This window comes from Cytobacillus sp. BC1816 (assembly GCF_051353635.1).
GTDB lineage: Bacteria > Bacillota > Bacilli > Bacillales > Cytobacillaceae > Cytobacillus > Cytobacillus oceanisediminis_C.
Genome location: NZ_CP195611.1, coordinates 1,969,803 through 1,995,703, shown reverse-complemented (window position 1 = coordinate 1,995,703; position 25,901 = coordinate 1,969,803). Strand labels below are relative to the sequence as shown.

At 41.3% G+C, this 25,901-nt stretch carries 27 protein-coding genes, 1 tRNA gene and 1 pseudogene; 8 read left to right on the top strand and 21 right to left on the bottom strand.

Annotated elements, in window-relative coordinates:
- Positions 1–69: 69 nt before the first annotated feature.
- Entirely contained in the window at positions 70–1,341 is a 1,272-nt protein-coding gene (locus ACR42H_RS10430; protein WP_436375950.1) for an ABC transporter substrate-binding protein, read from the bottom strand.
- Between the two features lie 466 nt (positions 1,342–1,807).
- Positions 1,808–2,302: a DUF1456 family protein gene (locus ACR42H_RS10425; protein WP_436375947.1), complete on the bottom strand. Its 495-nt coding sequence runs from the start codon at positions 2,300–2,302 to the stop codon at positions 1,808–1,810.
- A 280-nt stretch (positions 2,303–2,582) separates the two neighbouring features.
- Between ACR42H_RS10425 and ACR42H_RS10420 the strand changes: the two genes are divergently transcribed.
- Positions 2,583–2,753 (top strand): hypothetical protein, encoded by a 171-nt coding sequence (locus ACR42H_RS10420; RefSeq protein ID WP_436375944.1) that lies wholly within the window; start codon positions 2,583–2,585, stop codon positions 2,751–2,753.
- A gap of 518 nt (positions 2,754–3,271) precedes the next feature.
- Here the strand turns inward: ACR42H_RS10420 and ACR42H_RS10415 are convergent.
- Positions 3,272–3,368 (bottom strand) — tRNA-Sec (locus ACR42H_RS10415).
- 123 nt (positions 3,369–3,491) lie between these two features.
- On the opposite strand from ACR42H_RS10415, the gene ACR42H_RS10410 reads away from it, so the two are divergent.
- Both ACR42H_RS10410 and ACR42H_RS10405 read left to right on the top strand, forming a co-directional pair.
- Entirely contained in the window at positions 3,492–3,917 is a 426-nt protein-coding gene (locus ACR42H_RS10410) for a DUF2621 domain-containing protein (protein WP_113882063.1), read from the top strand.
- Positions 3,918–4,268: 351 nt separating this feature from the next.
- Positions 4,269–4,763: a DinB family protein gene (locus ACR42H_RS10405; RefSeq protein ID WP_436375941.1), complete on the top strand. Its 495-nt coding sequence runs from the start codon at positions 4,269–4,271 to the stop codon at positions 4,761–4,763.
- Positions 4,764–4,813: 50 nt separating this feature from the next.
- Here ACR42H_RS10405 and ACR42H_RS10400 read toward each other — a convergent pair whose 3' ends face one another.
- The 3 genes from ACR42H_RS10400 to ACR42H_RS10390 all read right to left on the bottom strand — a co-directional run bounded on the left by ACR42H_RS10400 (position 4,814) and on the right by ACR42H_RS10390 (position 6,799).
- The gene (locus ACR42H_RS10400) at positions 4,814–5,302 is read right to left on the bottom strand and encodes a CcdC family protein (RefSeq protein ID WP_436375939.1); all 489 of its coding nucleotides are present in this window, start codon (positions 5,300–5,302) and stop codon (positions 4,814–4,816) included.
- A gap of 151 nt (positions 5,303–5,453) precedes the next feature.
- Positions 5,454–5,813, bottom strand: coding sequence for a response regulator (locus tag ACR42H_RS10395; protein ID WP_113882060.1), 360 nt, complete (start codon positions 5,811–5,813; stop codon positions 5,454–5,456).
- Between the two features lie 278 nt (positions 5,814–6,091).
- Complete coding sequence (locus tag ACR42H_RS10390; RefSeq protein ID WP_113882059.1) at positions 6,092–6,799, bottom strand: cytochrome c biogenesis CcdA family protein; 708 nt, start codon at positions 6,797–6,799, stop codon at positions 6,092–6,094.
- A 346-nt stretch (positions 6,800–7,145) separates the two neighbouring features.
- Here ACR42H_RS10390 and ACR42H_RS10385 point away from each other — a divergent pair, with 346 nt between their 5' ends.
- Positions 7,146–7,316, top strand: coding sequence for an aspartyl-phosphate phosphatase Spo0E family protein (locus tag ACR42H_RS10385; RefSeq protein WP_009330553.1), 171 nt, complete (start codon positions 7,146–7,148; stop codon positions 7,314–7,316).
- A 60-nt stretch (positions 7,317–7,376) separates the two neighbouring features.
- On the opposite strand, the gene ACR42H_RS10380 is transcribed toward ACR42H_RS10385, so the two are convergent.
- Positions 7,377–7,784, bottom strand: a complete 408-nt coding sequence (locus ACR42H_RS10380) for an Lrp/AsnC family transcriptional regulator (RefSeq protein ID WP_436375934.1) — start codon at positions 7,782–7,784, stop codon at positions 7,377–7,379.
- 118 nt (positions 7,785–7,902) lie between these two features.
- Here ACR42H_RS10380 and ACR42H_RS10375 point away from each other — a divergent pair, with 118 nt between their 5' ends.
- Positions 7,903–8,664: an MBL fold metallo-hydrolase gene (locus tag ACR42H_RS10375; protein WP_436375931.1), complete on the top strand. Its 762-nt coding sequence runs from the start codon at positions 7,903–7,905 to the stop codon at positions 8,662–8,664.
- A 37-nt stretch (positions 8,665–8,701) separates the two neighbouring features.
- On the opposite strand, the gene ACR42H_RS10370 is transcribed toward ACR42H_RS10375, so the two are convergent.
- The 9 genes from ACR42H_RS10370 to yneA form a co-directional block, all read right to left on the bottom strand.
- A complete protein-coding gene (locus ACR42H_RS10370) occupies positions 8,702–10,495 on the bottom strand; it encodes an ABC transporter ATP-binding protein (RefSeq protein WP_436375928.1) in 1,794 nt (597 codons plus the stop codon).
- A gap of 4 nt (positions 10,496–10,499) precedes the next feature.
- Complete coding sequence (locus tag ACR42H_RS10365) at positions 10,500–12,248, bottom strand: ABC transporter transmembrane domain-containing protein (RefSeq protein WP_436375926.1); 1,749 nt, start codon at positions 12,246–12,248, stop codon at positions 10,500–10,502.
- Positions 12,249–12,354: 106 nt separating this feature from the next.
- Positions 12,355–12,864, bottom strand: a complete 510-nt coding sequence (locus ACR42H_RS10360) for a DUF6376 family protein (protein WP_436375923.1) — start codon at positions 12,862–12,864, stop codon at positions 12,355–12,357.
- Positions 12,865–12,929: 65 nt separating this feature from the next.
- Positions 12,930–13,145: a YneF family protein gene (locus tag ACR42H_RS10355; protein ID WP_009330559.1), complete on the bottom strand. Its 216-nt coding sequence runs from the start codon at positions 13,143–13,145 to the stop codon at positions 12,930–12,932.
- Positions 13,146–13,231: 86 nt separating this feature from the next.
- The gene (gene sirA / locus ACR42H_RS10350) at positions 13,232–13,669 is read right to left on the bottom strand and encodes a sporulation inhibitor of replication protein SirA (RefSeq protein WP_436375921.1); all 438 of its coding nucleotides are present in this window, start codon (positions 13,667–13,669) and stop codon (positions 13,232–13,234) included.
- A gap of 501 nt (positions 13,670–14,170) precedes the next feature.
- Positions 14,171–16,177 carry a transketolase gene (gene tkt / locus ACR42H_RS10345; RefSeq protein ID WP_113882052.1) on the bottom strand — a complete coding sequence of 669 codons (2,007 nt, stop codon included), beginning with the start codon at positions 16,175–16,177 and terminating at the stop codon, positions 14,171–14,173.
- 230 nt (positions 16,178–16,407) lie between these two features.
- Positions 16,408–16,641, bottom strand: coding sequence for a DUF896 domain-containing protein (locus ACR42H_RS10340; RefSeq protein WP_009330562.1), 234 nt, complete (start codon positions 16,639–16,641; stop codon positions 16,408–16,410).
- A gap of 143 nt (positions 16,642–16,784) precedes the next feature.
- Complete coding sequence (locus ACR42H_RS10335; RefSeq protein ID WP_436375917.1) at positions 16,785–17,432, bottom strand: YneB family resolvase-like protein; 648 nt, start codon at positions 17,430–17,432, stop codon at positions 16,785–16,787.
- Positions 17,433–17,441: 9 nt separating this feature from the next.
- Positions 17,442–17,774, bottom strand: a complete 333-nt coding sequence (yneA, locus tag ACR42H_RS10330) for a cell division suppressor protein YneA (RefSeq protein ID WP_113882049.1) — start codon at positions 17,772–17,774, stop codon at positions 17,442–17,444.
- Positions 17,775–17,929: 155 nt separating this feature from the next.
- Between yneA and lexA the strand changes: the two genes are divergently transcribed.
- A complete protein-coding gene (gene lexA, locus ACR42H_RS10325; RefSeq protein ID WP_113882048.1) occupies positions 17,930–18,553 on the top strand; it encodes a transcriptional repressor LexA in 624 nt (207 codons plus the stop codon).
- A 285-nt stretch (positions 18,554–18,838) separates the two neighbouring features.
- Entirely contained in the window at positions 18,839–19,123 is a 285-nt protein-coding gene (locus ACR42H_RS10320) for a DUF4257 domain-containing protein (RefSeq protein ID WP_113882047.1), read from the top strand.
- Positions 19,124–19,337: 214 nt separating this feature from the next.
- On the opposite strand, the gene ACR42H_RS10315 is transcribed toward ACR42H_RS10320, so the two are convergent.
- Complete coding sequence (locus ACR42H_RS10315) at positions 19,338–19,898, bottom strand: CBO0543 family protein (protein ID WP_436375914.1); 561 nt, start codon at positions 19,896–19,898, stop codon at positions 19,338–19,340.
- A 233-nt stretch (positions 19,899–20,131) separates the two neighbouring features.
- Here ACR42H_RS10315 and ACR42H_RS10310 point away from each other — a divergent pair.
- Positions 20,132–20,720 (top strand): annotated as a pseudogene (locus ACR42H_RS10310) (DUF998 domain-containing protein).
- Between the two features lie 444 nt (positions 20,721–21,164).
- Here the strand turns inward: ACR42H_RS10310 and glnA are convergent.
- The 4 genes from glnA to hflX all read right to left on the bottom strand — a co-directional run bounded on the left by glnA (position 21,165) and on the right by hflX (position 25,757).
- The gene (gene glnA, locus ACR42H_RS10305; protein WP_113882046.1) at positions 21,165–22,499 is read right to left on the bottom strand and encodes a type I glutamate--ammonia ligase; all 1,335 of its coding nucleotides are present in this window, start codon (positions 22,497–22,499) and stop codon (positions 21,165–21,167) included.
- A 102-nt stretch (positions 22,500–22,601) separates the two neighbouring features.
- Positions 22,602–23,009: a MerR family transcriptional regulator gene (locus ACR42H_RS10300; protein ID WP_113882045.1), complete on the bottom strand. Its 408-nt coding sequence runs from the start codon at positions 23,007–23,009 to the stop codon at positions 22,602–22,604.
- A 188-nt stretch (positions 23,010–23,197) separates the two neighbouring features.
- Positions 23,198–24,469 (bottom strand): aminotransferase class I/II-fold pyridoxal phosphate-dependent enzyme, encoded by a 1,272-nt coding sequence (locus tag ACR42H_RS10295; protein WP_113882044.1) that lies wholly within the window; start codon positions 24,467–24,469, stop codon positions 23,198–23,200.
- Positions 24,470–24,482: 13 nt separating this feature from the next.
- On the bottom strand, positions 24,483–25,757 hold the full coding sequence (hflX, locus tag ACR42H_RS10290) for a GTPase HflX (protein WP_436375909.1): 1,275 nt from the start codon (positions 25,755–25,757) through the stop codon (positions 24,483–24,485).
- Between the last annotated feature and the right edge of the window lie 144 nt (positions 25,758–25,901).

Below are 25,901 nucleotides of genomic sequence, written 5' to 3'. Positions count from 1 at the left end.
TAAAGGGAGCCCAAGTCAGCATATTTTCACTTGAGCTCCACTCCATTCACTCCACTGCTGCAGCTTTTATTACTGAAAAGGCTTCAGCACTTCTTCTGCTTTCTCCTGAGCTTTTTCCAATCCTTCGTCAACTGAGCTTTGGCCAGTCAAGATCGATTGAATATGATCATTGAAAATTTTCTGCACCTCACCATTTTGGTAAGTTGCCAATTCGCTATCCGCATATTCCAATTGCTCGCGGGCAACAAGTGCAGGCGGGAATTCCTCTACATACTTTTTCAACAAGTCCGTTTCATAAGCAGATTCTCTAGTGGCGACATATCCTGTATCGATAGACCACTGTGCTACACGCTCAGGTTCCGTAAGAAATTTCATGAACTTGACCGCAGCTTCTTTGTTAGCTTCGGGAAGATCTTTGAACAAGTAGATGTTTCCTCCTCCAGTCGGGGATCCATACTGATTATTTGCCGGCAGGAATGATACACCGAAATCAAAGTCTGCATTGTTCTTCACATTTGTCAGATTACCTGTCGTGTGGTACATCATTGCTGTTTTTCCGCTCAAGAAGTCAGAAGGAACTGTCGCCCATTCAATGACACCCTCCGGCATGATCTTATGCTCTTTTCCAAGGGACAACCAGTAATCCATCGCTCCTTTTGCGTAAGGTGCGTTGAAATACACTTTCTTTCCATCTTCAGACATGATGTTGTCTTCAGTCTGAAGTGCTAAAGCCTGGAACATCCAGTACTGATATCCAGTACTCGGGATTTCAAGACCCCATTGGTCCTTACCGCCATTTTTCGTCAGCTTCTTACCGTATTCCACCAGCTGATCCCAGTTTTCAGGTGGAGCTTCCGGATCCAGTCCGGCCTCTTTGAATGCGTCCTTGTTGTAGTATAGGACAATTGTGCTGCGCTGGAATGGCAAGCTGTATACCTTATCCCCGATAGAAGAATTCGCCATGAATCCATCGTAAAAATCATTTAAGTACTCTTCGTCAAACAAAGGTGTCACTTCCTCGATCAGGTCGTTCTCAAGTAAGGTGAAAAGATCGATTGAGAATAAAACAGCAAGTTCAGGCGGATTCCCTCCTTGTGCTGACGCCATCACCTGAGTCATAGTTTCAGCATAACTGCCGCCATATTTCGCATTGACCTTGATATCAGGATTTTCTTTCTCGAATTCTTCTACAATTCCATCAACAATGTTCGCTACATCCCCGCCAACCGCAACCGGGAACCAGAAATCAATCTCAGCCGTTTCTTCCACTTTAGTGTCACTGCTGCATCCGGCAAGGACAACCAGTAAAACTAAAACGAATGTTAAAAACTTAACCTTCATGCCATTTCCCCCTTAATATCCATTTTTTCATAAAAAAACCCATGAACAATAACTGCATCACAAAGAAGTGTCATGCAATTTATTGATCACAGGGAATCTCCGCATCTCTACCCTAGACAATAACCTGTCTAATATATATGTCTTATTACTCACAATAATAACCAATCCTTTGCAATAAAATTTTGAAGGTTTTATCATAGAATTTTTATCTTACTAAAACAATTGAAATCATGAAAAAAGGTGCCTGCCCCCTTAGGCATTAACGTTTTAACGCAGCCGGGGTCAGACACCAATAATCCAAATACGAGCCTCCTCAATCAATTTTGAGGCTCGTTTTTAGGGCAGGAGTACATTTATGTGACTCCTGAAGATAAATTAATTTCATGAACTATTTCACTTTTTAATGAACTCAGACAGCTTTGCTTTATAGGCTATTTATATGTTTTTACACGAATTCTTTTCTTCCTTATCCCCTATATTTAATCGCTAGTCCTTTTAAGAAGTTTCTGGAAAAATTGTCTAAGCATACTTTATAATTTTTATGTCCTTCTTTTCTTAAAAAAGCTCCGAGTTCTCCTTTTGATACGTTTAATCCAGCTTTTTTGAATACATCTATCATGTCCTCTGTTGTTAAGGACAAGGCGATTTTGGTTTTCTTTAAAAGAATATTGTTTACATTTGTATTATTTTCTATGGATGGTTCTGGCGTATTATTTTGACCTGGTTTTGGCTCTTGTTTACCTCTTTTATAAATTATGAAGCCATTCAAAAATGAATTTAACATACTATTTGTTAATTTTATTTGGCTGTCATTCTCTTCTTCATCATCTGTCTTTTTGAGGATCTTTACCACCTCTGGTACGGACACCTCTATTCCTCCAAGTTTAAAGATCTCTGCCATTTCACTATTTTTGATTTCTAACGCATATCTCAATCGAATTAATATATCATTATTATCCATCAGCTTACTTCCTCCTATTTTTCACTGCTCTTTATTACAACAGTATCCATTTAAATATCTTAAGTCTATCATAGCCGAACCCTCACAATGAGAAGAATTCGGAAACAATTAATTTAATATGCTTTAGCACCCAAAGAGAGTATATGGATGAAATAAAAAATCGCACAGCATTCCACTGTGCGGCACTAATATGTATATTTGGCGGGACCGCCTGGGAATCAAACGCAGCTGAGCTGGCACGCACCAGAACCCCGCAGAGATGAAGCAGGGAGTTGATAAAATGGATAAAACGCAAAGTGGCAAGAAAATCGTATCTGTCAACCCTCACACTAAAAAAGTGGGAGATAAAACTGTTAAGGTTCCTGGCCATCGTCGTTCTACACCAAATTATCCTCTTAAGCCTTCAAACTCTCCAAAGTTCGCAGGATTCACATTTTTTTTTGGGACATAAATAAGCAGGGAATGGCATATCATGGATTAACTAAGGGTGGCATCTTTCCTCCCCTTAGTTCTGGTGATTTCAACCAGAAATGCGACAATAGGTAAATCTTGGTGTATGGGTGGATAGTCTTAAATCCACCCTTTTTTATGTAGATAATTTGCTTCTTTGTATGTATATAATTCTAATAAAACTTTAAAAATTGCCTCTAATACATTTACTACAATACTGTTACCGGCTAATTTGTATAAGGTGGAGTTTTTATAATTTCTTCTACCTGGATACTATTTTAGTACCTCATCGAAATCATCATCAGTAAAACCCATTAGCCTCCAACATTCACGTTCACTTAGTTATCAATAATGCCCATCCTCAATTTAATAATCCCTGCATATGGACACCTATCTTGTCTTGTTGAGATAGTCCAACATCGTTTACAGCAAGCCTAAAACAGTCTTTAGATAAACTGCTCGAATACCGTTAGAGCATATTATTATTTTTATTAAGTATTATTTTCATATATGTATATTTGGCGGGACCGCCTGGGAATCGAACCCAGCTGACCTGGCACGCAGGTCACAAGCGGTTTTGAAGACCGTGGAGGGCACCAGCACCCCAATCAGCCCCGTAAAGACTCTTCCTATTATAAGGGCAAATGGTGCTGTTTTCAAGACTAATGCTTCCTTTCTTGTCGTATCGCGGCACAAGGCTTATAATAAGGACAGGAAAATATGTGTGTAGGTGAAGGAAATGCTAGAAGGCTGGTTTATGTATTTTATATTGTTTTGGGTTGTTGTTTTGATTTCTTTCTTCGCGATCGGCGGCTTTTTTATGTTCCGCAAATTCTTAAAGCGCATGCCGAAAGAAGATGGCAAATCGGATTTGGATTGGGAAGAGCATTACGTTAATGAAACGCGCCATCTATGGCAGCAGAAGGAAAAGGATCTGCTTGAGGATCTGGTAAGTCCAGTTCCTGAACTGTTCAGAGATGTAGCAAGAATGAAGATAGCCGGCAAAATCGGTGAACTTGCCCTAAAGGAAAAGGCAGCGCAAATTAATCAGGACCTCCTGATTCGAGGCTACATTCTAGCCACTCCAAAAAGGGATCATAAATTCCTGCGCAAGAAATTGACAGAAAAACAGATAAATATGACTCCATACGAGCACTTATTTTAGGCCATTTCGGATCACCGGAATGGTTTTTATTATTCAGAGTTTATAAGAGCCAAACATCGATTCAGCACGTGTGGATAGAGTGGAGGGCGCAAGATCCTCGAAAATGCTGCCGCATTTCCTTCGTGCGGTGTATGTTCGGGGAAGTTTATTCATCGTCCTGCGGGAGTAGTGAACCAGGGGAGACCCCGCAGGTGTCACGCCGAGGAGGCTCCCGGTAGCCCCGCGGAAAGCGAGTGCGTGCAGCGGAAATACACACACCAAAATTCCAGCATCAAACTGAATTTTTAAAGGATACTCTCCAACTTTGTTGAATAGAAATGAAGAGTACTCTATCCAAAAAGGAGAAATCCAATGTCCACAAAAGAAGTCTTACTAAAACAACTATCCGCCTGCCTCGACCAGCCCAATTGGTTTGTCCCTTTATCAGCAGCCATCGAAGGACTATCAGCAAAAGAAGCATCATTCAAGTCTGGAACCGCCAATTCGGTCTGGCAGATCGTCAGCCACCTCACCTTCTGGAATGATCGCTATCTAACAAGATTCAAAGAATTGCCGCTCGCTCAAACCCATATCGCCAATGACGAAACATTCAGCACCAATGAATCCGTTACTGAAGAGGATTGGCAATCTGCCATAAAGGCTCTTCAAACCGTATTATCTGAGTGGATCAAATCCCTGGAAGAAAGCAGTGAAGAAAAGCTTCTCTTATCCGCCTATAAGGAACCAATTGAATCCTGGTCGTCTGTCATTTCCAATCTAACCATACACAACGCTTATCATATCGGACAAATTGTCGAAATACGGAAAATGTATGGACTTTGGGACCCTAAGAATGGGGTCCATTAATCGCAAACGCAAAAAGCCGCCGAGCGCAATGCCCGGCGGCTTTCATTCTATCAAGTTGTTTTCGGATTCCCTGATCCGTGCAGCTCCTGATGAAGCTTCCGATAATTCATATACATCGCTATCCTCCACGGTAAGATCATTGAAAACGCGAGAATCCAGAACATGCCGCTCAGCTGACCATAATCAATCGTTGAGCTGAGGACCATTTTTCCAATGATCCGGATAACAAGCAATCCTATCAATATAAAAGCGAAAGCTTTGGAACGCTTCAGATAAATGTCGCTGTCTCTGATTTCAAATGAAGAAGTTTTAATTAAAAGGATGGAAAACAGCAAACCAACTGTGGCTGCTTCTAAAATCTCCATTGGAGTTACGCGAAAATAAGGCACGACAAACATAAGAGCACCTGTGCTCATAAAAATCGGCGGCAAGATGATTTTCTTGGCGGAAGCCGGCTTTTTTGCAGCCTTCATGCGGATGAACATCACGAAGATTGCCATAAAAACGGCACCGATTGATGAAATTAATACATAGTCCATTCGATTTCATCCTCTATTTCATTTGATTACTAACCATATTATATCTTAATAGGCTTGATTTAGGTACTCAGAAGGATAAAAGTCATTAAAAAAAGCCACTCCAGCTGATACCCGGACACATCCGTATGTCCAGGGTACCCTGAGTCAGCTCCTAGCTTAATACCCGATTCACTGCTTCTAATACACGGCCTTCATCAAATGGTTTTATGATAAAATCTTTCGCGCCAGCTTCAATGGATTCGACCACTACCTTCTGCTGGCCCATGGCTGAACACATGATTACTTTCGCATTTGGGTTGTCCCTCTTAATTTCCCTGACAGCCTCAAGTCCGCTCATTTCAGGCATTGTGATATCCATCATCACCAGATCAGGCTTCAGATTTTCAAAAAGGTGCACGGCTTCTTTTCCGTTTTCCCCTTCTCCTACAATTTCGTGGTCTGCTTTTTTCAAAATGCTGCCAAGGGTAACCCTCATAAACTTTGCATCATCTACTATTAATATTCTCGCCACCGCTGTTTCCCCCTTGTAGTGCATTGGAAGCTATATCTCTATTATACTATAATCATAGTAAAAAATACCCATAATTACAAATTAATAAACATCTTGGGGAATAAATTCATTTCCTTTTGTGAAAAACACTCTTCCACGCTCAAAGAACACATATTAGAATATATCTAAGTATCAGATAAATAGCAATTGAAAGAATATGACAAATTTCGACCAGATCGCATAGCCCTTTTTACTTATAGCAAAAAAAGCACATTCCATAATTGAATGTGCTCTTGCTTTTAAAAACCAGTAAATCCGCCAAAAAACGGCGAAAGGAATATGATTATTTTTGTCATCCAGTCAAAGAATAAGACAACACCCATAATCATCATTAAAACACCGCCGATTTTCATGATCTTGGCGCTGTTTCGCCTGATCCATTGCATTTTTCCTATAAAGAAGGAGAGAACAAAGAATGGAATAGCAAAGCCAAGAATATACGCAAACATGTAAACCATGGCCGAATTAGGATTTGTGACAGCTAATGACCACACTGCCCCTAATATTGGGCCCGTACATGGAGTCCAGCCTGCTGCGAATGCCATTCCGATCAAAACTGAGCCAAAAAGGCCGGATGGACGGTTTTTAAATTCAAAACGCCTTTCCTTCATAAGAAATTCCGGTTTAATAATACCTACGATCAATAATCCAAAGATGAATACAAAGATAGCACCAATTTGCCTGATTAAATCCTGGTACTGCTGAAAGAATTGGCCAAGCAAAGTCGTGCCGAAACCAATTGCGATAAAAATGGCCGAAAATCCGATCAGGAAGAATAGCGTATGAAGCATGCTCCTTCTCTGCAGCATTGCATTCTCTTCTTTAATCTCCCCTACAGACATTCCGGTAATATACGATAAAAACGCCGGATATAATGGCAGGCAGCAAGGCGATACAAAGCTTAAAAACCCTGCCCCTAATGCAATAAATACATTCAAATCTGTCATAGTCACAACTCCTGATACTCATTCATTCCCTTTTCATTCTAACAAATCCCATATAGAAAAGATAATGGATAGAATGTGAACATTTTGTGTCCCGAATATTTCACACATTTCTGAGTAAACCACCTGCTATTATATTAATTCATATTAAATTTCAACCTAAAACATGTATTTTTAATGTAAATGTTAATAAAGTTTAAAACAAGTTTCTTTTGAATTAATTACCATTATTCGATATACTAGGATAGGACTTAACAAATTCTGTTATTATCTCTCAGCTTTTGACATGGAATCGAATTGGCAGAGTAAAACCTACATATAGGAAATTATCAGAGAGGAACTATTGGCCATGTGTAAACAGGAACTGCTTACATTGATTGAACAAAAAAGAACAGAGTTAATTCAAGTGGCCATGAAAAGCGGCTTAAGCTCTGCCGCAGCAATCCGGTACAGCCAGGAACTGGATGCCCTATTAAATGAATATAACCGAACCTTTATAAAAAAAGTGCAGACACATTAAGAAACAGCCATGCAACCAATGCAGGCTGTTTTTTAAATTTCATCCCTCTGGTCTAAGCAGTTATTTATTAATAACAATCGATAATTTATAATTTGCATGCTTGTTTAAATCGGTTAAAAATTGATCTAACCGCTCATTGGACGGAAATTTGCATTCAAGTAGATAACAGCCATCCCCGCTGATTTTATAATTATGTATGATTTCCTGCTGTGTTTTTACGAAGGTCAGAAACGGCTGATGATTCATACTTTGAGTAATAACTGTAATAAAAGCATGGATCGAATATCCTAATTTCTCCTGGTTCATTTTGATTGTATATCCCTCAATTACGCCCTGATCCTCTAATTTTGCCACTCTTGATGCGGCCGCCTGGCCAGTTAAATGGACTTTTTCCCCCAGCTCTTTCATGGTGATCCGGCTATTTTTGGAGAGTTCCTCCAACATACGCTGATCCGTGTGATCCAGCATTTTTTCAACTCCTTTCACTTTTCAAGTTAAACGGCAAAAAGACTTGATTTTATCTATGTAAGCACCAATGGGTCTTAGTATAAACTATACGTAAATCAAAGAAAAGGAGTACATTTATATGAATATACAGCAAATCCGCAACGCTACATTAGTTGTCAATTATGCAGGGAAAAAGTTTTTAATTGATCCCTTTTTAGCCGAAAAAGGGACTTACCCGCCTTTTCCAAATTCATTAAGACAGGATCAAAACAATCCTTTAACAGAGCTTCCGGTTTCCATTGATGAAATTATTCAAAATGTGGATGCAGTGATTGTTACCCACCTGCATTTAGACCACTTTGATGATGCAGCCAAACAGGCATTGCCAAAGGACATTAAAATGTTTGTGCAAAATGAAGAAGATGCTGCTGAAGTGAAAAATGCTGGTTTTAACAATATTGAAGTTCTCCATGAAGATACTGTTTTTGAAGATATCCAACTAATAAAAACAAAGGGCGAACATGGCAGGGGCGAAATTTTAAAACTGGCCGGTCTGGTTTGTGGAGTGGTCTTCAAACATTACAGTGAAAAAACGCTTTATGTAGCTGGAGATACAGTTTGGTATGATGCTGTTCAGGAAGTCATTGAAACACATAGCCCTGAAGTCATTGTTGTAAATGGCGGAGATAACCAGTTTCTTGAAGGCGGCTCGCTTGTTATGGGGAAAGAGGATATTTATGAAGTTTCCAAAGCTGCCCCAGATGCCAGGATTATTTCAGTCCATATGGAGGCAGTCAACCATTGGACTCTATCGAAGGAAGAGTTAAAAAGCTATAGTAAAGACAAAGGCTTTTCCGATCAACTTTTAGTGCCTGAAGATGGAGAATCCTGCTCCTTTTAGAGACGAAAAGACGTGTGGCATTCACACGTCTTTTCTATTAACCTACTGCATCCTCCACTTTTTCAGCAGACCCATTCTGAAGCAGATACATTTTGTGATATAAGCCTCGCTTTGCAAGCAATTCCTGATGTGTTCCTCTTTCTACTATTTCCCCCTGATGAAGAACGAGAATCAATTCTGCATCCTGAATCGTAGACAATCGATGAGCAATGGCAATGGTCGTGCGGCCCTTCCGCATTTTTTCCAGTGCAGTTTGAATCGCTTCCTCTGTTTCTGTATCAATATTTGCTGTTGCTTCATCCAGCACAAGAATTTTCGGATTGGCAGCAATCGTTCTTGCAAAGGCAATAAGCTGTCTTTGTCCGCTTGAAAAAGTCGATCCACGCTCAACCACCGCATGATCATATCCGTCTTCCAGCTTATCTATGAATGTATGGGCCTGAACAAACTGAGCCGCAGCTTTAATCTCTTCATCTGTCAATTCCTCATTATGAAGTCTGATGTTATCCTTAATCGTCCCATAAAATAGGAAAGGATCCTGAAGGACGAGCCCCATCTTTGTGCGCAATTCTTCCGCTGGATAAGACTTAATGCTTTTTCCGTCAATGAAAATATCGCCGCGCTCATATTCATAGAATCGCATCATTAAATTAATAATTGAGCTCTTGCCGCTGCCGGTATGGCCAACCAGGGCAACGGTTTCACCCGGCTTGGCTGTAAAAGAAATATTTTTCAATACATCCCTTTTGCCGTCATAGGAGAAGCTGAGGTTCCTGAATTCAATCTCTCCCTTCATAATTCTATCAGACAGTTTATCCTCCTGTGCCGGAGCAAGTTCCTTTTCGTCCAGCAGCGCAAAAGCCCTTGAAGCGGCAATGATTGCCTGCTGATACATGGAAAGTCTCATCATGATCTGATTTACAGGCTCAAAAAAGCGGTCCAGATAGCTGATAAAGGCATACAGCACACCAATTTCGATCGGACTGTTAAAAGAAGAAATGCCAAAGAAGCTCAATACAATAATAAGTGCCAGAATATACACAAGGTCAATGGCTGGCCTTAACAGGAGCCCATCCATTTTGATGTTGCGCATACCTGCCTGGTAATGCTGTTCATTAATATCGCCAAATTCCTTCCGCAGTCTTCTTTCCTGCCTGAATACCTGGATGATGGACATCCCCTGCAGTGATTCACTCAGCTTTGCATTCAGCTGGCTCAGCCTTTCCCTTAAGTCCTTATAAAATACCGAACTGTATTTTCGGTACGTACGAATGATCATAAAAAGAATCGGGAGAATCACCAGGCAGAATAGAGCCAGCTTCACATTCAGGATAAACATCGCCACAAAGATCCCCGTCAGCAGGAAGGCACCCTGAATGAAGGTAACCAGGACACTGACAAACATATCTTTAATCGCCTCAGTATCATTGGTAACCCTTGATACAATGCTTCCGGCAGGCGTTTTATCAAAGTATTTCAAGCCCAGTGACTGAACTTTTGAAAAGACATCCACACGCAGCTGCTGAATGATTTTAAGCGCAATTTCCTGAAATTTCAGCAGCTGAAAATAGGATACCAGCACATTCATAATTTGAATGCCCAGATATGCTGCACCAAGGGCAAATAACGGCTCAAAAACCAGATTCCTTGGTGTTAAATAATCATCGATAAAAATTTTGACAAGAATTGGCCCCAGTATGTCTCCAATCGTTGTTAACAGAAGCAGACTGAAGGCAAGAATGATTGTTTTCTTATGCGGTTTTGTATAGGAAAGCAACCGGAAAAGGACCTTCCGCTGCTCTTTCCCCTTCATAATCGGTGTCTTTTCCATCGTCTTATCCCCCATGCTCCACAAGCTCTTCCAGCTGCTGGCGCAGATACATATTCTTATACCAGCCTTCTTCTGCCATCAGTTCATCATGTGAACCCCGCTGAACAATTTTCCCTTCATCCAGCACCAATATCAGATTAGCATGCTGAATGGCGCTCAGCCTGTGAGCGGTTATGATTGTTGTCTTGCCTGACCGCTCACCACGCAATGAAGTGAGGATCGCTTCCTCTGTTTTCGCATCAACGGCAGAAAGGGAGTCATCCAAAATCAATACTTCCGGTTTCATCAGAAGTGCTCGTGCAATGGAAATACGCTGTTTCTGTCCTCCGGAAAGCGAGACCCCTCTTTCGCCAACAACGGTTTTATATCCATCTGTAAAATCGAGAATATCTTCATGGATATTGGCCAGTTTCGCTGCCGCATATATATCTTCAAGGTCTGCATCCGGTCTCGTGAAAGCTATATTTTCAGCAACGGTAGCCGAGAACAGGAAGTGCTCCTGCGGGACATAGCCAATCGCTTCCCTCAGCTTTTCAATTTTATAGCGGTTGATAGGATTTCCGGTAAAAAGAATTTCCCCTTTATAGCCATCAAACTCACGGATCAATAGCTTCAGCAGTGTGGTTTTGCCCGCACCTGTTTTACCTGCTATGCCGAGAGTTTCTCCTCTTTCCAGGCTAAAATGAATATCCTTAAGCAGCGCTTCCTGTTCACCCGGATAGGCGAACTCCTCGATCTTGTACTCAAGATCACCGCTCGGAACTTCATTGATGCCTGTATTATCATCCTTAATATCGATTTCTTCTGCAAGAAGCACAGAGACTCGATCATAGGAGGCGCGGCCTCTCTCGACAATGTTGAACAGCCAGCCAAATGCGAGCATTGGCCAAATCAGGAGACCAAGATAGGTAGTAAATGAAACCAGCTGCCCGATTGTCAGCTCTCCTGCAATTACAAATCTTGATCCAAATGCAATAGATAGGAAGAAAGAGATTCCTACAATAATGCTGATCGTTGGATCAAATAAAGAATCAACCCGTGCAACAGAAATGTTCTTTTGCACTACATCTTCAGACTGCCTGCGGAAATCTTCAATATCTTCTTTTTCCTGGCCGAACGTTTTAATCACTTTAATTCCTGAAACACTTTCCTGAGTTTTGTCATTCAGTGAAGAAAAAGCCTCCTGTGCTTTGTGGAACCGTTTATGAAGAAGTGTTCCATACCAGCTTGTCAAAAGTGCCATAAACGGCATCGGAATCAGACTGATGAGTGTAAGCTTCCAGCTGATTGTTGTCGCCATGGCGATGATAACGAAACCGCCTGTCGCCAGTGAATCAACAAATGTGAGGACCCCCGCTCCTGCCGTCTGCTGAATCGCCTGCAGATCATTTGTCGCATGGGCCATCAAGTCCCCCACCCGCTTTTTCTGGTAGAAGGACTGTGACATATTCGTAAAATGCTGATAAAGCCTGTTGCGCAGGAGTTTGGACAGCTTAACGGCTGATCCAAAAATCATGATGCGCCAATAATAGCGAAGCACATACATCATGAGGGCGGCAACAGCAAGAAGTCCAATCCACATTAATAATGCTTTTGCAGTCAGCTCGCCATTTTTAATCGAGTCGACCACAATGCCGACCACCTTTGGCGGCACAAGCTGAAGCATTGCCACAAATAACAGCAGAATAATCCCGTTTACATAAGACTTTTTCTCCTGGTTAAAAAACCACATCAAATCCAAAAAAACCTTCATACCCCATCCTCCGAAATCCGAAACATAATAGCTTAAACAGTTTAACAAATATTAAGAAAATAAGGAAGATATTTTCTCACAAGAAAAAAGCACCCATTTGGATGCTTTATTGCCCTAATGCTTCTATGCGGTTTAACAGGCTTGTTGCCTCATTAATGGTGGTGAACAGCTCTGATTTCTCCAGCTGATCCAGTGCAAGGCTGCCGCTCTCCAATACTTTATTGATCTCAGCCAGAAGCGCTTCATTCTGGGTCACCAGCTCCTGATGAACATCTTCTGCCAGCTTCGGGATGTCCTGAAGGGCGATAAATTCTTCAACTTCCTGCTTAAGTGTCGTCAATCTGTCTTCAAGTTCCTGCTTTAATGCCGGATCCGCTGCCGCCTCCTGAATCATTTGCGGCGCCTCTTCAGCAAAGTCGCTTAATGTATTGATATGCTCAGTCGCTTCATTAACATAGTCAATGGAATTATTCACTTCACCCAGAACGGAACAGCCGCTTAATAACATAGAAACGGTAAGGAGCCCTATTAGAATTACTTTTTTCATTTGCTCGTTCCTTTCATGATTTGTCATAGTATATATACGGTCTGTTTCAAAGAAAGTTTCATTTTGCATATAAAAAAACCACCTTCCTGGTATTGTAACAGAAAAGTGGTTTCCGATGGGATGCTTGTCCCTGATTACTTGCCAGTCTGCTTGTTCATGGCATTCATCATTTGGTTGATTTTCTTTTGAGATGGCTTCATGCCCATTTGCATCATCATCATTTTAAGCATTTGTTCATTAATTGGCGGATTTTTCTCCAGGTAGCTCATCATATATTTTCGAGCAATGAAAAATCCTAGTGCTACACCGGCAAGAAGCGCCAGTACACCAACTAGAATGTACATACCCATACTAACTTCCTCCTTCATGTTGTCTATCATACAGTGTACTAGACCAAAGGTTATTATACAATATTTGCTTCATTTTTTCTCTTATTTTAGACGAATTTTCTCTCTTTTATCGGTTTTAGCCACCCATAGCGCTTATGCTGGAGGTCAACAGCCAGGAAGGAAGACTCGCTTTTTCGAAGCACTTCGAAAAATACTGTCTCTGCCTCATAGCTGCCGGCCGCTTCTAAAACCAGGCTCCGTTCAAATACTTCAAGCTTCGCCCTGCTTCTTTTGCTCATCTCTATATAGTATGCACTTTTTTCTATGATAAAGTCCTTTTTTCGCTGCAGCTGCTGATGGATATATTGATGCACTTTCAATCCCGGGATTGGCTTAGTCACAAAATCAATTTGCTTCGATAGAATAAACTTCATTTCACCTGACGAACGCTCATACTCTTCAAACAACTGAAAAAACATCCGCTCTCTGCCAAAATAATGGGAAGCAAATTCATCTTCTATTAAATACAATTGATAAGCTCTCATCTGGCCCCTCCTTCCGGGACAATCCATTTCTTTCAATTATAAGCAACCCAAAATAAGGAATGTGTCTGAAGATGTTAAAAACTTTCACTAATTTTGTCGAAAACGAAGAATTCAGTTGATTATGAGGATTCTTGCTGGGAGAGCTTCAATATTGAATATTATTACAATTATTCACTATATCTTATTCCCAGATTTGATTGCTGGTAATCTTGTTTTTTATGAATAGAAGTTCAAGGTAATATACTCTATGCAGACCATTTTTATTCGCTTGCCTTTGTTTTGAGCTACATGAACCATCTTTGACGTCTATTTTTATTCCCTTCGCTCTGATTTGGGCTTCATGAACACTCTTTGACGACTATTTTTATTCCCTTCGCTCTGATTTGGGCTTCATGAACACTCTTTGACGACTACTTTTATTCCTATCCTTACTTTTAAGGCTTCATTAATCTTTTTACACAAAAAAGGAAGAGCCTCTCAGCTCTCCCTTACTGGTTACTATTATCCCTGCAGCAATGCTTTTACGCGTGCTACAACGTTTTCTACTGTGAATCCGTATTCTTCCATTATCTTCTCACCTGGTGCAGATGCACCGAAGGTATCGATTGCAAGAACATCGCCTTCGTCTCCTGCATAACGGTGCCATCCAAGTGAAGATCCCATTTCAATGGCAAGACGCTTCTTGACTGTCTTTGGAATTACGCTTTCTTTGTACTCTTTTGATTGAGCTTCAAAGCGGTCCCAAGCAGGCATGCTTACTACAGATGCATGGATGCCTTCGCCTTCAAGCGCCTTTTGTGCTTCAACAGCCAGGCTGACTTCAGATCCCGCAGCAAGCAATAAAACATCCGCGTTGCTGTTGGAAGCTGGAGAAACAACATAAGCTCCTTTTTGTACGCCTTCGTATGCCGCTGAATCCGTTCCTTTTAAAGTAGGAAGGTTTTGACGGGTCAATACTAATGCGGTTGGCTTGTTTGTTGATTCAATTGCTGTTTTCCATGCAGCTGCTGTTTCATTTCCATCAGCAGGGCGGACAACAGAAAGATTTGGCATTGCACGCAATGCAGCAAGCTGTTCTACAGGCTCATGCGTAGGTCCGTCTTCACCGACAGCGATGCTGTCATGGGTGAATACATACGTAACAGGCAGGTTCATAAGTGCAGCCAGACGGATTGCCGGGCGCAGGTAATCAGAGAACACAAAGAATGTCCCGCCGAATACTTTTAATCCGCCGTGAAGGGCCATACCATTCAATGCAGCACCCATTGCAAATTCACGTACACCAAACCAGATGTTTCGGCCGTCAAATGACTCACCCGTAAAGTCGCCTGTACCTTTGATCATTGTTTTGTTGGAGCCTGCAAGGTCTGCAGATCCGCCAAAGAATGAAGGCAGGTTTTGTGCGATTGCATTTAGCACTTCACCGGAAGAAGCACGGCTTGCAAGGCTCTTTCCTTCTTCATAAACAGGGATGTCTTTATCCCAGCCTTCAGAAAGTTCGCCATTGATTGCCTGCTCAAGCTGTTTTCCCAACTCAGGATGCGCTTCTTTGTACTGTGCAAAAAGGTCTTCCCACTCCTGCTGCTTTTTAGAGCCGCTTTCCACAACCTGCTGCTTGAAGTGATCATATACTTCCTGTGGAATATGGAAATCTTCTTCGAAAGTCCACTTATAGGCTTCTTTCGTTAATTTCAATTCGTCGGCACCTAGCGGAGCGCCGTGAACATCAGATTTGCCTGATTTGTTTGGAGAACCGTAGCCAATGACTGTTTTAACTTCAATCATTGTTGGCCGGTTTTCATCCTGCTTCGCTTCTTCAATTGCTTTTGCGATTTCGTGAAGATCATTTCCGTCTTCTACGCGGATATACTGCCAGCCGTATGACTTAAAGCGCTGTTCAACACTTTCAGAGAAAGACTTATCAAGGTCACCATCAAGCGAGATATCATTTGAATCATATAGAACAACCAGTCTTCCAAGCTTTAAATGGCCAGCAAGGGAAGCGGCTTCAGCAGAAACGCCTTCCATAAGGTCTCCATCACCGCAGATGCTGTATGTATAGTGGTCAACAACATTGAAGTTGTCCTTGTTGTATGTTGCAGCCAGGTGGCGTTCAGCCATTGCCATACCAACAGCCATGGCAATGCCTTGTCCTAATGGGCCTGTTGTTGCGTCAACACCTGGAGTATGGCCATATTCAGGGTGGCCAGGCGTCTTGCTTCCCCACTGTCTGAACTCTTTAATATCATTCATGGAAACATCATAGCCAGAGAGATGAAGAAGGCTGTATAAAAGCATGGAGCCATGTCCAGCAGAAAGGACGAAACGGTCACGGTTGAACCATTCAGGATTATTCGGGTTGTGGTTCATGAAGCGTGTCCAAAGTGTATAAGCCATTGGCGCTGCACCCATCGGCATCCCCGGATGGCCGGAATTCGCCTTTTCAATGGCGTCGATTGATAAAGTACGAATGGAACTGATGGATAGTTCATCTGTGTGATTAAACATTCAATACATCCTTTCGAGTAGTAATTCTTTACTCTTTTAATATTATCGGGTGTCCCTTTTTTTCACAACCAATAGGGTCAGGAAAAGGACAAAAAAGCCGGTTTGTTACTATATTGACACAAAAAGACCCGGCGTATGTAAAAAAAGCGGAGATAGCCGGTAATAGGAGTCATCTCCGCTTTCTATTAAAAGAAGGAATACAGCATTGTGTATCCCTTTCAATTATAATATTAGTGAAGGCGGTTTTTATTTTGGAATTCTTTCAGTTTTTTCGGAGTTACGTCATTTCCTTTCGGATCAACGATTGTAACACCTTTAAGCGTGTTCAGCATGCCAGAGCGGAAAGTCTCCAAATACTCTTTGCGGAGAGAAGTCTGTTCTTTTGCTTCTGCTTCTGTTAAACCTGATTCCTTTGCCTTCTTTGCCAGTTCATTAATTCGGGCAAGTTTTTGTTTTGGCAGCATATATTAAAGCTCCTTTATATCAAAAGTTTACCTTTGGATATTCTGATAGAAGTTTTTATTATACAATAGCTTCAGATATGGAACAATACTGAAACTCAACTGCCATCATACTAAAAAAGAACACTTTTGACAAGAAAAGTGCTCTATTCAGCAAGTGATTCCATATGCTCTTTATACCTTCTATGGACTGTTGCTTTAGAGATATTGTACCCAAAGCCCCTGAGAGTTGCAGCAATCTCTGCAAATGTTAACTCGTTTTTCCTTAGCCGGACAATTTCCTCTATCGGCACCTCTATTCTTTCCCTGCCGCCATTTGCTCCCTGATTGCTTAAGTTCTTCTCGGGGCGGTATCCTTTATCAACAGCCCGCTGCATGCCGCGTTTAATTTTGATGTTATGAAGCTTTCTCTGATATTCTTCTACCATCCCAACAATGTTCAGCACCATCGAATCTGATTCCGAAAGCTCGAGCTGGCCGTTATTCGAAATGCTGTACAGCTGGACTTCTTCCTTTAGGATGCAATGGAGTATCGCAATCTTTGCATTGCCCCGCCCCAGCCTGGTTTCATCCTGAATGAGGACAACCTTGATATCCTTTTCTTTAATTAAGTCTAAAAGCTCCAATATACCGTCCCTTTCAAGGTCATATCCGCTGGCCTGCTCGCGTATCACCTTGACTACTTCAAAATCATGCTTTTTCGCCAGATTTACCAGCTCTTCTTCCTGCCTTGAAAGGGACGTTTCCTGAGTTTCCTTTGTTGTACTAACCCTGCAGTAAATAATTGCTTTCATAGCTTCTCCTTATTCGTAAAGGTCTGAACTGGCAAGCTCTTTATAAGGCTCGTCATCCAATGCTTTTACTGGAATAACAATTTCATCGCCCGGAAAAATCCTTCCTGCCGCTATCTCATTATTTTGTTCGACCCAATTAATAAATTGATCTGTAGACAGCGAATGTTCTGCCGAAAAACTCTCAGCAATTTCCCATAAAGAGTCACCTTCTGCAACAGTGACTTTCACAAACTTTTCCGTATCAGGTGTTTCTATTTGCACGAGCATAATAAACGATGCTGCCAGGCTTAAAACGAAGAGAATAATAGCATAAGAATATGATTTCCACAATTTTTTCAGCATGATATACCACCTCTAAAAGAATGTATGTTCGTATTTGTTATTTTTATTATAGACCGAACATTTGTTTTGTGTCAATAAAAATTCGAACTTATGTTTGTATCATATGGTAATTGATGCTATAATTGAGACAACAAAAACATACGAGGTGCGTAAAGATGGTGAAATTATCAAAAAGGCAGCAAGATATATTAGAGTTTATTAAAGAAGAAGTTAAATTGAGAGGCTATCCTCCTTCTGTAAGGGAAATCGGGGAAGCAGTCGGCCTGGCTTCAAGCTCAACAGTTCACGGCCATCTCGCCCGTCTTGAAAGCAAAGGGCTGATCCGCAGGGACCCTACCAAACCGCGCGCAATTGAAATTTTAGATCTGGACGAGTCTTCGCACATCCCTAAAATCAGTGCTGTCAATGTTCCGATCGTCGGTAAAGTAACTGCAGGGCAGCCGATAACGGCCATTGAAAATGTTGAAGAATACTTCCCTCTTCCAGAAAGAATGGCACCAGCTGATGAGCATGTATTCATGCTTGAAATCATGGGAGAAAGTATGATTGAAGCCGGAATCCTTGATGGCGACTATGTCATCGTCAAACAGCAGAGCACTGCCAATAATGGAGATATCGTGGTTGCCATGACAGAGGAAGATGAAGCAACTGTCAAAAGATTCTTTAAAGAAAAAGACTATATCCGGCTTCAGCCGGAAAACTCTACAATGGAACCTATCATCCTTCGAAATGTTTCTATCCTCGGCAAAGTTATAGGTGTATACCGCCATATGCATTAATAGAATGATAAAAAGCAAGCAGCCACTGCCTGCTTTTTATTTTTTCCAATTTTAAGAAGGTTATCAGTTCCTATTACCTGATGCTATTAGCGAAATCATACGAAAGTAACTGATACCTTTTCTTGTGGTCCTAAGTTACAGTCATGTATGACTATTTTATTATTCAGAAAATTCGGTATTTTTATGCATATTAATTTATAGCCACTTTCTATATAATGGTAATACACCGAGAATCAACCTAAGGTCGCTTGTCCAAAATCTCGACTTTAGGAGTGTGAAGAAAAAATGTTTTTGAACATTACCTTCGCTTTGTTGATTGGTGGGCTGGTCGGTGTCGTTGGACATATTCGGAAAGAAGGCAAAATGGTCAAACCCAGAAGGACAAAAAAATTCATCTATCTGGGGGTCTTAGAAGAAGTTATCATGGGGGCTTTAGCGGCTGTTTTTTTGGTCGTATCTTCAGATCCTGACTCTGCCTTAAAGGTAGTGCTCCTTGCGGTAATTGCAGGATTTGGAGGAGACGCACTGCTGACATGTCTCGATTTCCTAAAGATCAGGCATAAAGAATAGAGAGATGCAGAGAAATACAAATTAGTAAAACCTCGTTCACTTAGAAACGGGGTTTTTGTATTTGATTTATATAAAAACCCCCTGCTCCCAGCAAACAGGGGTTTTCGGATTTCGGATTTTCTTAGTAAGTGCACATATTTTGTCCGTGCTCCCAGGGATGTACCTCCGTACGAAACAATAATACAAAAGGTTTCCGGTAAAAATCCCGGATTTTTTACTCTTTTACTATTTTTTCAAAACTGCTCCTTCTGCTAAACCAATGGGCAATTAAGTATAGTAAAACTAAGATAAAAAAGGAATAAGTATAGGCCCAGTCGATTTTTTTATATAAGTGCAGAATTGACATGATAGGCATTCCCACAAAAGCACCAAACCCACCGAACAATACAGCCTTCACTATTGGATTAATATTTGGTTTGAATTGAATTAAAAACATTATAGCTACTGGAACAATTCCATATCGAAATGAGTAGCTGATCGTTGGTATTGGAATGACCTTTACCGGATAGGCCCATTTACCAAAATCAACACCTAATCCATCGATGGTTGTAGAGATTATCATCGTTATAAAAGCCGCAAATAACAAACGGGCAGAACTCTCTTTTTTCCGAAAAAATGCCCACAAAATCCAAGGAACAAGTAACATCGCTAAGGCTGCCCACCAGCTTAAAGTAAATAAGAAAGTGTTTAAATTAACATCGGCAATCAATTTATTTGCATTGGTAATGATCTTATTAGTCTTATCAAGTTGATTTAATCCTTCTTGGAATGTCATGATTCACCCGCCTTTTACATTCCTTGCCTCGCGTCTAATGCTTAATATTTCAAATTAATTATCTTTTATTCTTATCCGCCCCCTTTACCTCCTAATAAACTGATTCAGCTTGTATTTTTTAGAAGTACCTGCATCAACCTCTAGCCCTATTCAAATATAATCTCCAAGACTATCCCTCTTAACATTTTTGGATATACAATTTACATATAACACTTTTGTAAAGGGTGAGTCGTCTGAACATTTCAAAGAAGCTCGGTATTTTAAGTTGGTTTGCTACTTGTTTGTATTTTAAATGAACCATCCTTCATATTGACTGCTACAGTTCCGTACAGTTTTTTCAATCATGCAATGAGCGACCTTGGCGTTACTTCTTGCGGGCAATACACCTATTCAATTGCACCTCATGAGATTTGTTCTCCTTACCATTTTTGGATGAATGTATTGTTTATTAGTAACGGATTAACCTTTTAATTTGTTTTTTTGTATCTTTCACAAAACCTTGAGAAGACAAGATTAAACGGGTTAGCTACAATTTTTATTCTTATCCTAGCTTTAGGTAATATTGTGTCCGGCTTTATGCCAGCTGATATAAATTTATATCAACTTGGCATGATTACTGTCTTGCCCGGTCTTTATATATTTGCAAAATCTTTAGAAAAAGGAAGACGCTGGACTCAATACTGCATAGTCTTATTACTAGTCATTCTTATACTCATCCTCTTAACAAATTTCATCCCTATGCCAGCCGGTTTATTAAAGAGGTTATGCTATTTAGTGATTTTCATATGGGGTACTTTACTGGCGTTTATTTTAAGTAAATGATTTGTTTTCATCCCTCCACTTCCTTAGCTCTTGAGCTCTTTAAATACCTTAATTAACTCACTTTTCGTTTATGGATAATTGACCAACTGGAACAGAGAAAGTTACGGCTGCCAGCCTTGGAATACTTTTAGCCATAACAAAAACCCCTAAACAAAAATGGTGTCAAGAGGTTTAATTTATAGTACATGCTTAAGTACTGAATATGGCTTGTAACTAATAATCATTATTTTCAGTAACGGGCAAATCAGAGCAGATATGGTCTTACACTCCGTTTCAAGTAAAAAAAAATTGAAGGTACTCGAATGCAAGTATTGAAAAACTAAGTGAGGAAATTCTTAAAGAAGGGGCAGAATAGGGTAGAATAAAAAACCCTAATAAATAGCCTCCCCTTTTCCCCAAAAAGAAAAACCCTTAATACCAATGGTATCAAGGGTTTATTGCCTCTTAGTACATGCTCAAGTACTGCTCGCGCTCCCATGGATGCACTTGCGTACGGAACATATCCCACTCAATTTCTTTCGCTTCAATGAAGTGTTCGAAGATATGTTCGCCTAGAGCGGATACAATGACTTCATCCTTCTTAAGCTCATCAAGGGCAGCAGCCAATGTAGCCGGAAGATCCTTGATGCCTTCTTCTTCACGTTCCTGCTTGTTCATTACATAAATGTTGCGGTCTACTGGTGCCGGAGGAGTCAATTTGTTCTTGATTCCGTCAAGACCAGCTTTTAGAAGTACAGCCATCGCAAGGTATGGGTTTGCAGCAGGGTCAACACTGCGAACTTCAACACGTGTGCTTACACCGCGTGAAGCCGGGATACGGATAAGCGGTGAACGGTTTTGAGCAGACCATGCAACATAACAAGGTGCTTCATAACCAGGAACCAAGCGCTTATAAGAGTTAACGATTGGGTTTGTTACTGCAGTAAATGCTGTTGCATGATTGATGATGCCTGCGATAAAGTGGCGAGCATCTTCACTTAATTGAAGATCGCCTGTTTCGTTGAAGAATGCATTTTTGCCATCCTTAAATAATGAAACATTGCAGTGCATACCTGAACCGTTAACACCGAACAGCGGTTTAGGCATGAATGTCGCGTGCAGGCCATGCTTGCGGGCAATTGTTTTAACAACAAGCTTGAATGTCTGAATCTGGTCGCAAGCTGTTAATGCATCCGCATATTTGAAGTCGATTTCGTGCTGTCCAGGTGCAACCTCATGGTGGGAAGCTTCAATTTCAAAGCCCATTTCTTCAAGCTCAAGCACGATATCGCGGCGGCAGTTTTCACCAAGATCAGTTGGCGCAAGGTCGAAGTATCCGCCATTGTCGTTCAGTTCAAGAGTCGGCTCTCCCGCCTGGTCAAGCTTGAATAGGAAGAATTCCGGCTCAGGCCCTAAGTTGAAATCAGAGTATCCCAACTCTTCCATCTCTGCTAAAATACGTTTTAAGTTGCTGCGCGGATCGCCAAGGAATGGAGTTCCATCCGGATTGTAAATATCACAGATCAGACGTGCAACCTTTCCTTTTTCTGCTGTCCAAGGGAATACCACCCATGTATCAAGGTCTGGATATAGATTCATGTCTGATTCTTCAATACGCACGAAACCTTCGATTGAAGATCCGTCAAACATCATTTTGTTATCAAGCGCTTTTTCAAGCTGGCTGATCGGAATTTCCACGTTCTTGATTGTTCCAAGAATATCCGTAAACTGTAAACGGACGAATTTTACATTTTCCTCTTCTGCAATACGCTTAATATCTTCTTTAGTAAACTTTGCCACTGGTAGTTCCTCCCTTAAATTTACATGAGTGATTTATTTTTTGCTCTGTTAATGTGCGCTCAGAAATCCAAGACAAAATCAACGAGCTTAAAAACGGCGTTATTAATGGAAAAAGCGGTGCATGTTGCCCTGCCGCAATGATGAGCGATTAAACCGGCCGGCCTGCACTATTTCCTTGCGAAGAAGTTTCCGGATTTCTTCATCTGATAGATCCCGTCTCGCTTTTTCTGCCTGCTTATCCAAGTTTTCAGTTATCGCTTGCTGTTCTTTTACGAAAAATAGCTGCTTGATCCCAGCCATGTTCACGCCTTGATCAATCAAATCTTTGATTTCCAAAAGGACATCGATGTCGTTTAAGGAAAAAAGCCTTCTATTTCCGTCAGTTCTAGCTGGAGAAATTAATTGGTGCTCTTCGTAATAGCGAATCTGCCTGGCGGTCAGGTCAGTCAGCTGCATAACAGTACCAATCGGGAAAAGCGGCATGGAACGTCGAATTTCGCTTCCAGTCAACTATTTCTCCCCCTTTTCAATTACTTCTTGAGTTTATTATATGTAATGTCAGATAATCTGTCAACAATATGTTAGCTTTTATAACATGATTTTTTCAAAAAATTTTTGCCTTTCATATTTTCATATAATTCTCAGTAAAGCAACAGAAAAGGACAACTAACTATGTAGCTGTCCTTCTTAATATTTACCTAATTTATTTGGACTAAACCTTTTTCCAGCAATTGGTTCAGCGCGATGCATACAGCCATTTTCACATGTGAATAAGTCAGCCCGCCCTGAACATAAGCAACATATGGCGGCCTGATAGGACCATCAGCCGTAAGTTCAATGCTGGCACCCTGAATAAAAGTCCCCGCTGCCATGATTACATCGTCTTCATATCCGGGCATATAAGCAGGATAGGCAGTTACATGGGAATTAACAGGAGATGCAAATTGAATTGCCTGGCAAAACGCCACCATTTTTTCTTTATCATCAAATTGAACAGATTGAATTAAATCGGTTCTATTACTGTCCCACTTTGGGTTGGAGTTCATTCCAAGCCTCTCAAGCAGCGCTGCTGTAAAAACAGCCCCTTTCAGCGCCTGACCGACAACATGGGGAGCCAGGAAAAAGCCCTGATACATTTCCTGAAGGCTGTAAAGGGACGCACCCGCTTCTGCGCCAATTCCCGGTGAAGTCATTCGATATGAGCAGGCTTCCACCCATTCTTTCTTCCCGACAATATAACCGCCCGTCTTGGCAATTCCGCCGCCAGGATTCTTGATGAGCGACCCGGCCATCAAGTCTGCTCCAACATGGCAAGGCTCACGGTCTTCAACAAACTCTCCATAGCAATTGTCAACAAAAACAATCGCATCAGGTTTAACTTCTTTTACAAACTGGATCATTTCTTCAATTTGTTCAATTGTAAATGAAGGTCTTGTCGCATATCCTTTTGAACGCTGGATACCAATCATTTTCGTGTTCGGCCTGATTGCTTTTTCAACGGCAGGATAATCGATGCTTCCATCTTCCTTCAGCGGGATGCTATTGTATCCAATGCCGAACTCTTTCAGCGATCCGTTCCCTGTTCCCCGAATTCCCACAATTTCTTCGAGTGTGTCATATGGCTTGCCGGTGATATACAGCAACTCATCACCTGGCCTCAGTACCCCAAAGAGTGCAATGGAAATGGCATGCGTACCTGATATTATCTGCGGGCGGACCAATCCTGCTTCTCCGCCGAAAACTTCTGCATATATTCCCTCCAGCGTATCCCGGCCGATATCATCATAACCATAGCCGGTTGAAGGAATGAAATGCGAATCGCTGACCTTAAAATTTTGAAAGCTCTTTAAAACACGGAATTGATTCTCATCAATCCCCTCATCTATTTTCGATAAAACTGCTGAAATCTGCTGCTCCACTTCTTTTACAATTGGCTGGAGCCTTTCCCCCTGTGATAACTGTTGAAACATGATGTTCTCCTAACTATACGTTATATTTCTTTAATGGCCCTGAAATCTGATGGTCCTCGAGGAAATAGCCCTTGCATACGTAAAGTTCTTTGTCTTCATTGAAGGACAATTCCCTCAGGATGGTTTCATTCTTGAGCTGTGACAGTAATTTGCCTTCTGTCGAAGGCACCTCCACATGGTAATGCTTCATCATACCCAGGATCATCTGCTCGATTTTCCGTTTCAGCTCATTGCGGTCATCTTCTTCAAAGGAACTGATCTGAATCGTTTCTGTTCTGGCGGTCGGTACAAAATCAGGATGCTTTAAATCTCTTTTATTATATACCGTCAGCTGTGGTATTTTATCATTTTCCAAATCTTCTATCAGTTTGTTGACTGTCTGCTCATGCTGGTAATAATCCGGATTAGACATATCTACAACATGAAGAAGAAGATCTGCTTCCTTTACTTCTTCCAGAGTGGAACGGAAGGCTGCAATAAGTGTAGTCGGCAAATCCTGAATAAATCCGACCGTATCTGTCACAAGTGTAATAAATCCGCTTGGCAAAATCAGCTTCCGGGTCATCGGATCAAGTGTGGCAAATAACTGGTTCTCTTCATAGGAATCCGCCTCAGACAGCCTGTTAAAAATCGTGGATTTCCCTGCATTTGTGTAGCCGACAAGTGCAATTTGAAATGCTTTGTTTTTCTTCCTTCGTTCACGATATCTGTCACGGTGCTGAACAATGACGGAAAGCTGGGTTTTAATATCATCAATGCGGCGGCGGATATGCCGGCGGTCTGATTCAAGCTTGGTCTCACCTGGTCCCCTTGTGCCGATTCCCCCTCCAAGCCTTGAAAGCTGGACACCCTGGCCTGACAGGCGCGGCAGCAGATACTGCAGCTGAGCCAATTCGACCTGGAGTTTCCCTTCTTTAGAGCGCGCCCTCTGCGCAAAAATATCTAAAATCAGCTGTGTGCGGTCAATAATCCTGGCATCCAAATCTGCAGATAGGTTGCGGACCTGACTAGGTGAAAGCTCATCGTTAAAAATGATAATATCTGCTTCCATTTCTTCCTGAAGCGCAGCCAGTTCCTCCACTTTCCCTTTTCCTATATATGTAGACGGATGAACCCGTTCCCTTTTTTGAGTAATCGAAGATAATACTTTTCCGTTTGCGGTTTCAGTCAGCGATTCCAATTCTTCCATTGAATATTCAAATCGCTGGTCATCTTCATCAGTATGACAGCCGACAAGAATGACTTTTTCATAATCTGGCTTATGTTCCAACCAGCATCCCTCTTTCATATGCTTATTTTAATTGATAACATCATAACAAAAAACATTTTTAAATACTAATTTTTACCGCTAATCCCAGGCTTTTGCACCGTCCATTTGAAATGATAAAAAAAATGGTTGTATTTCTTTTTTTCCGTGTTAAAATCATATTGT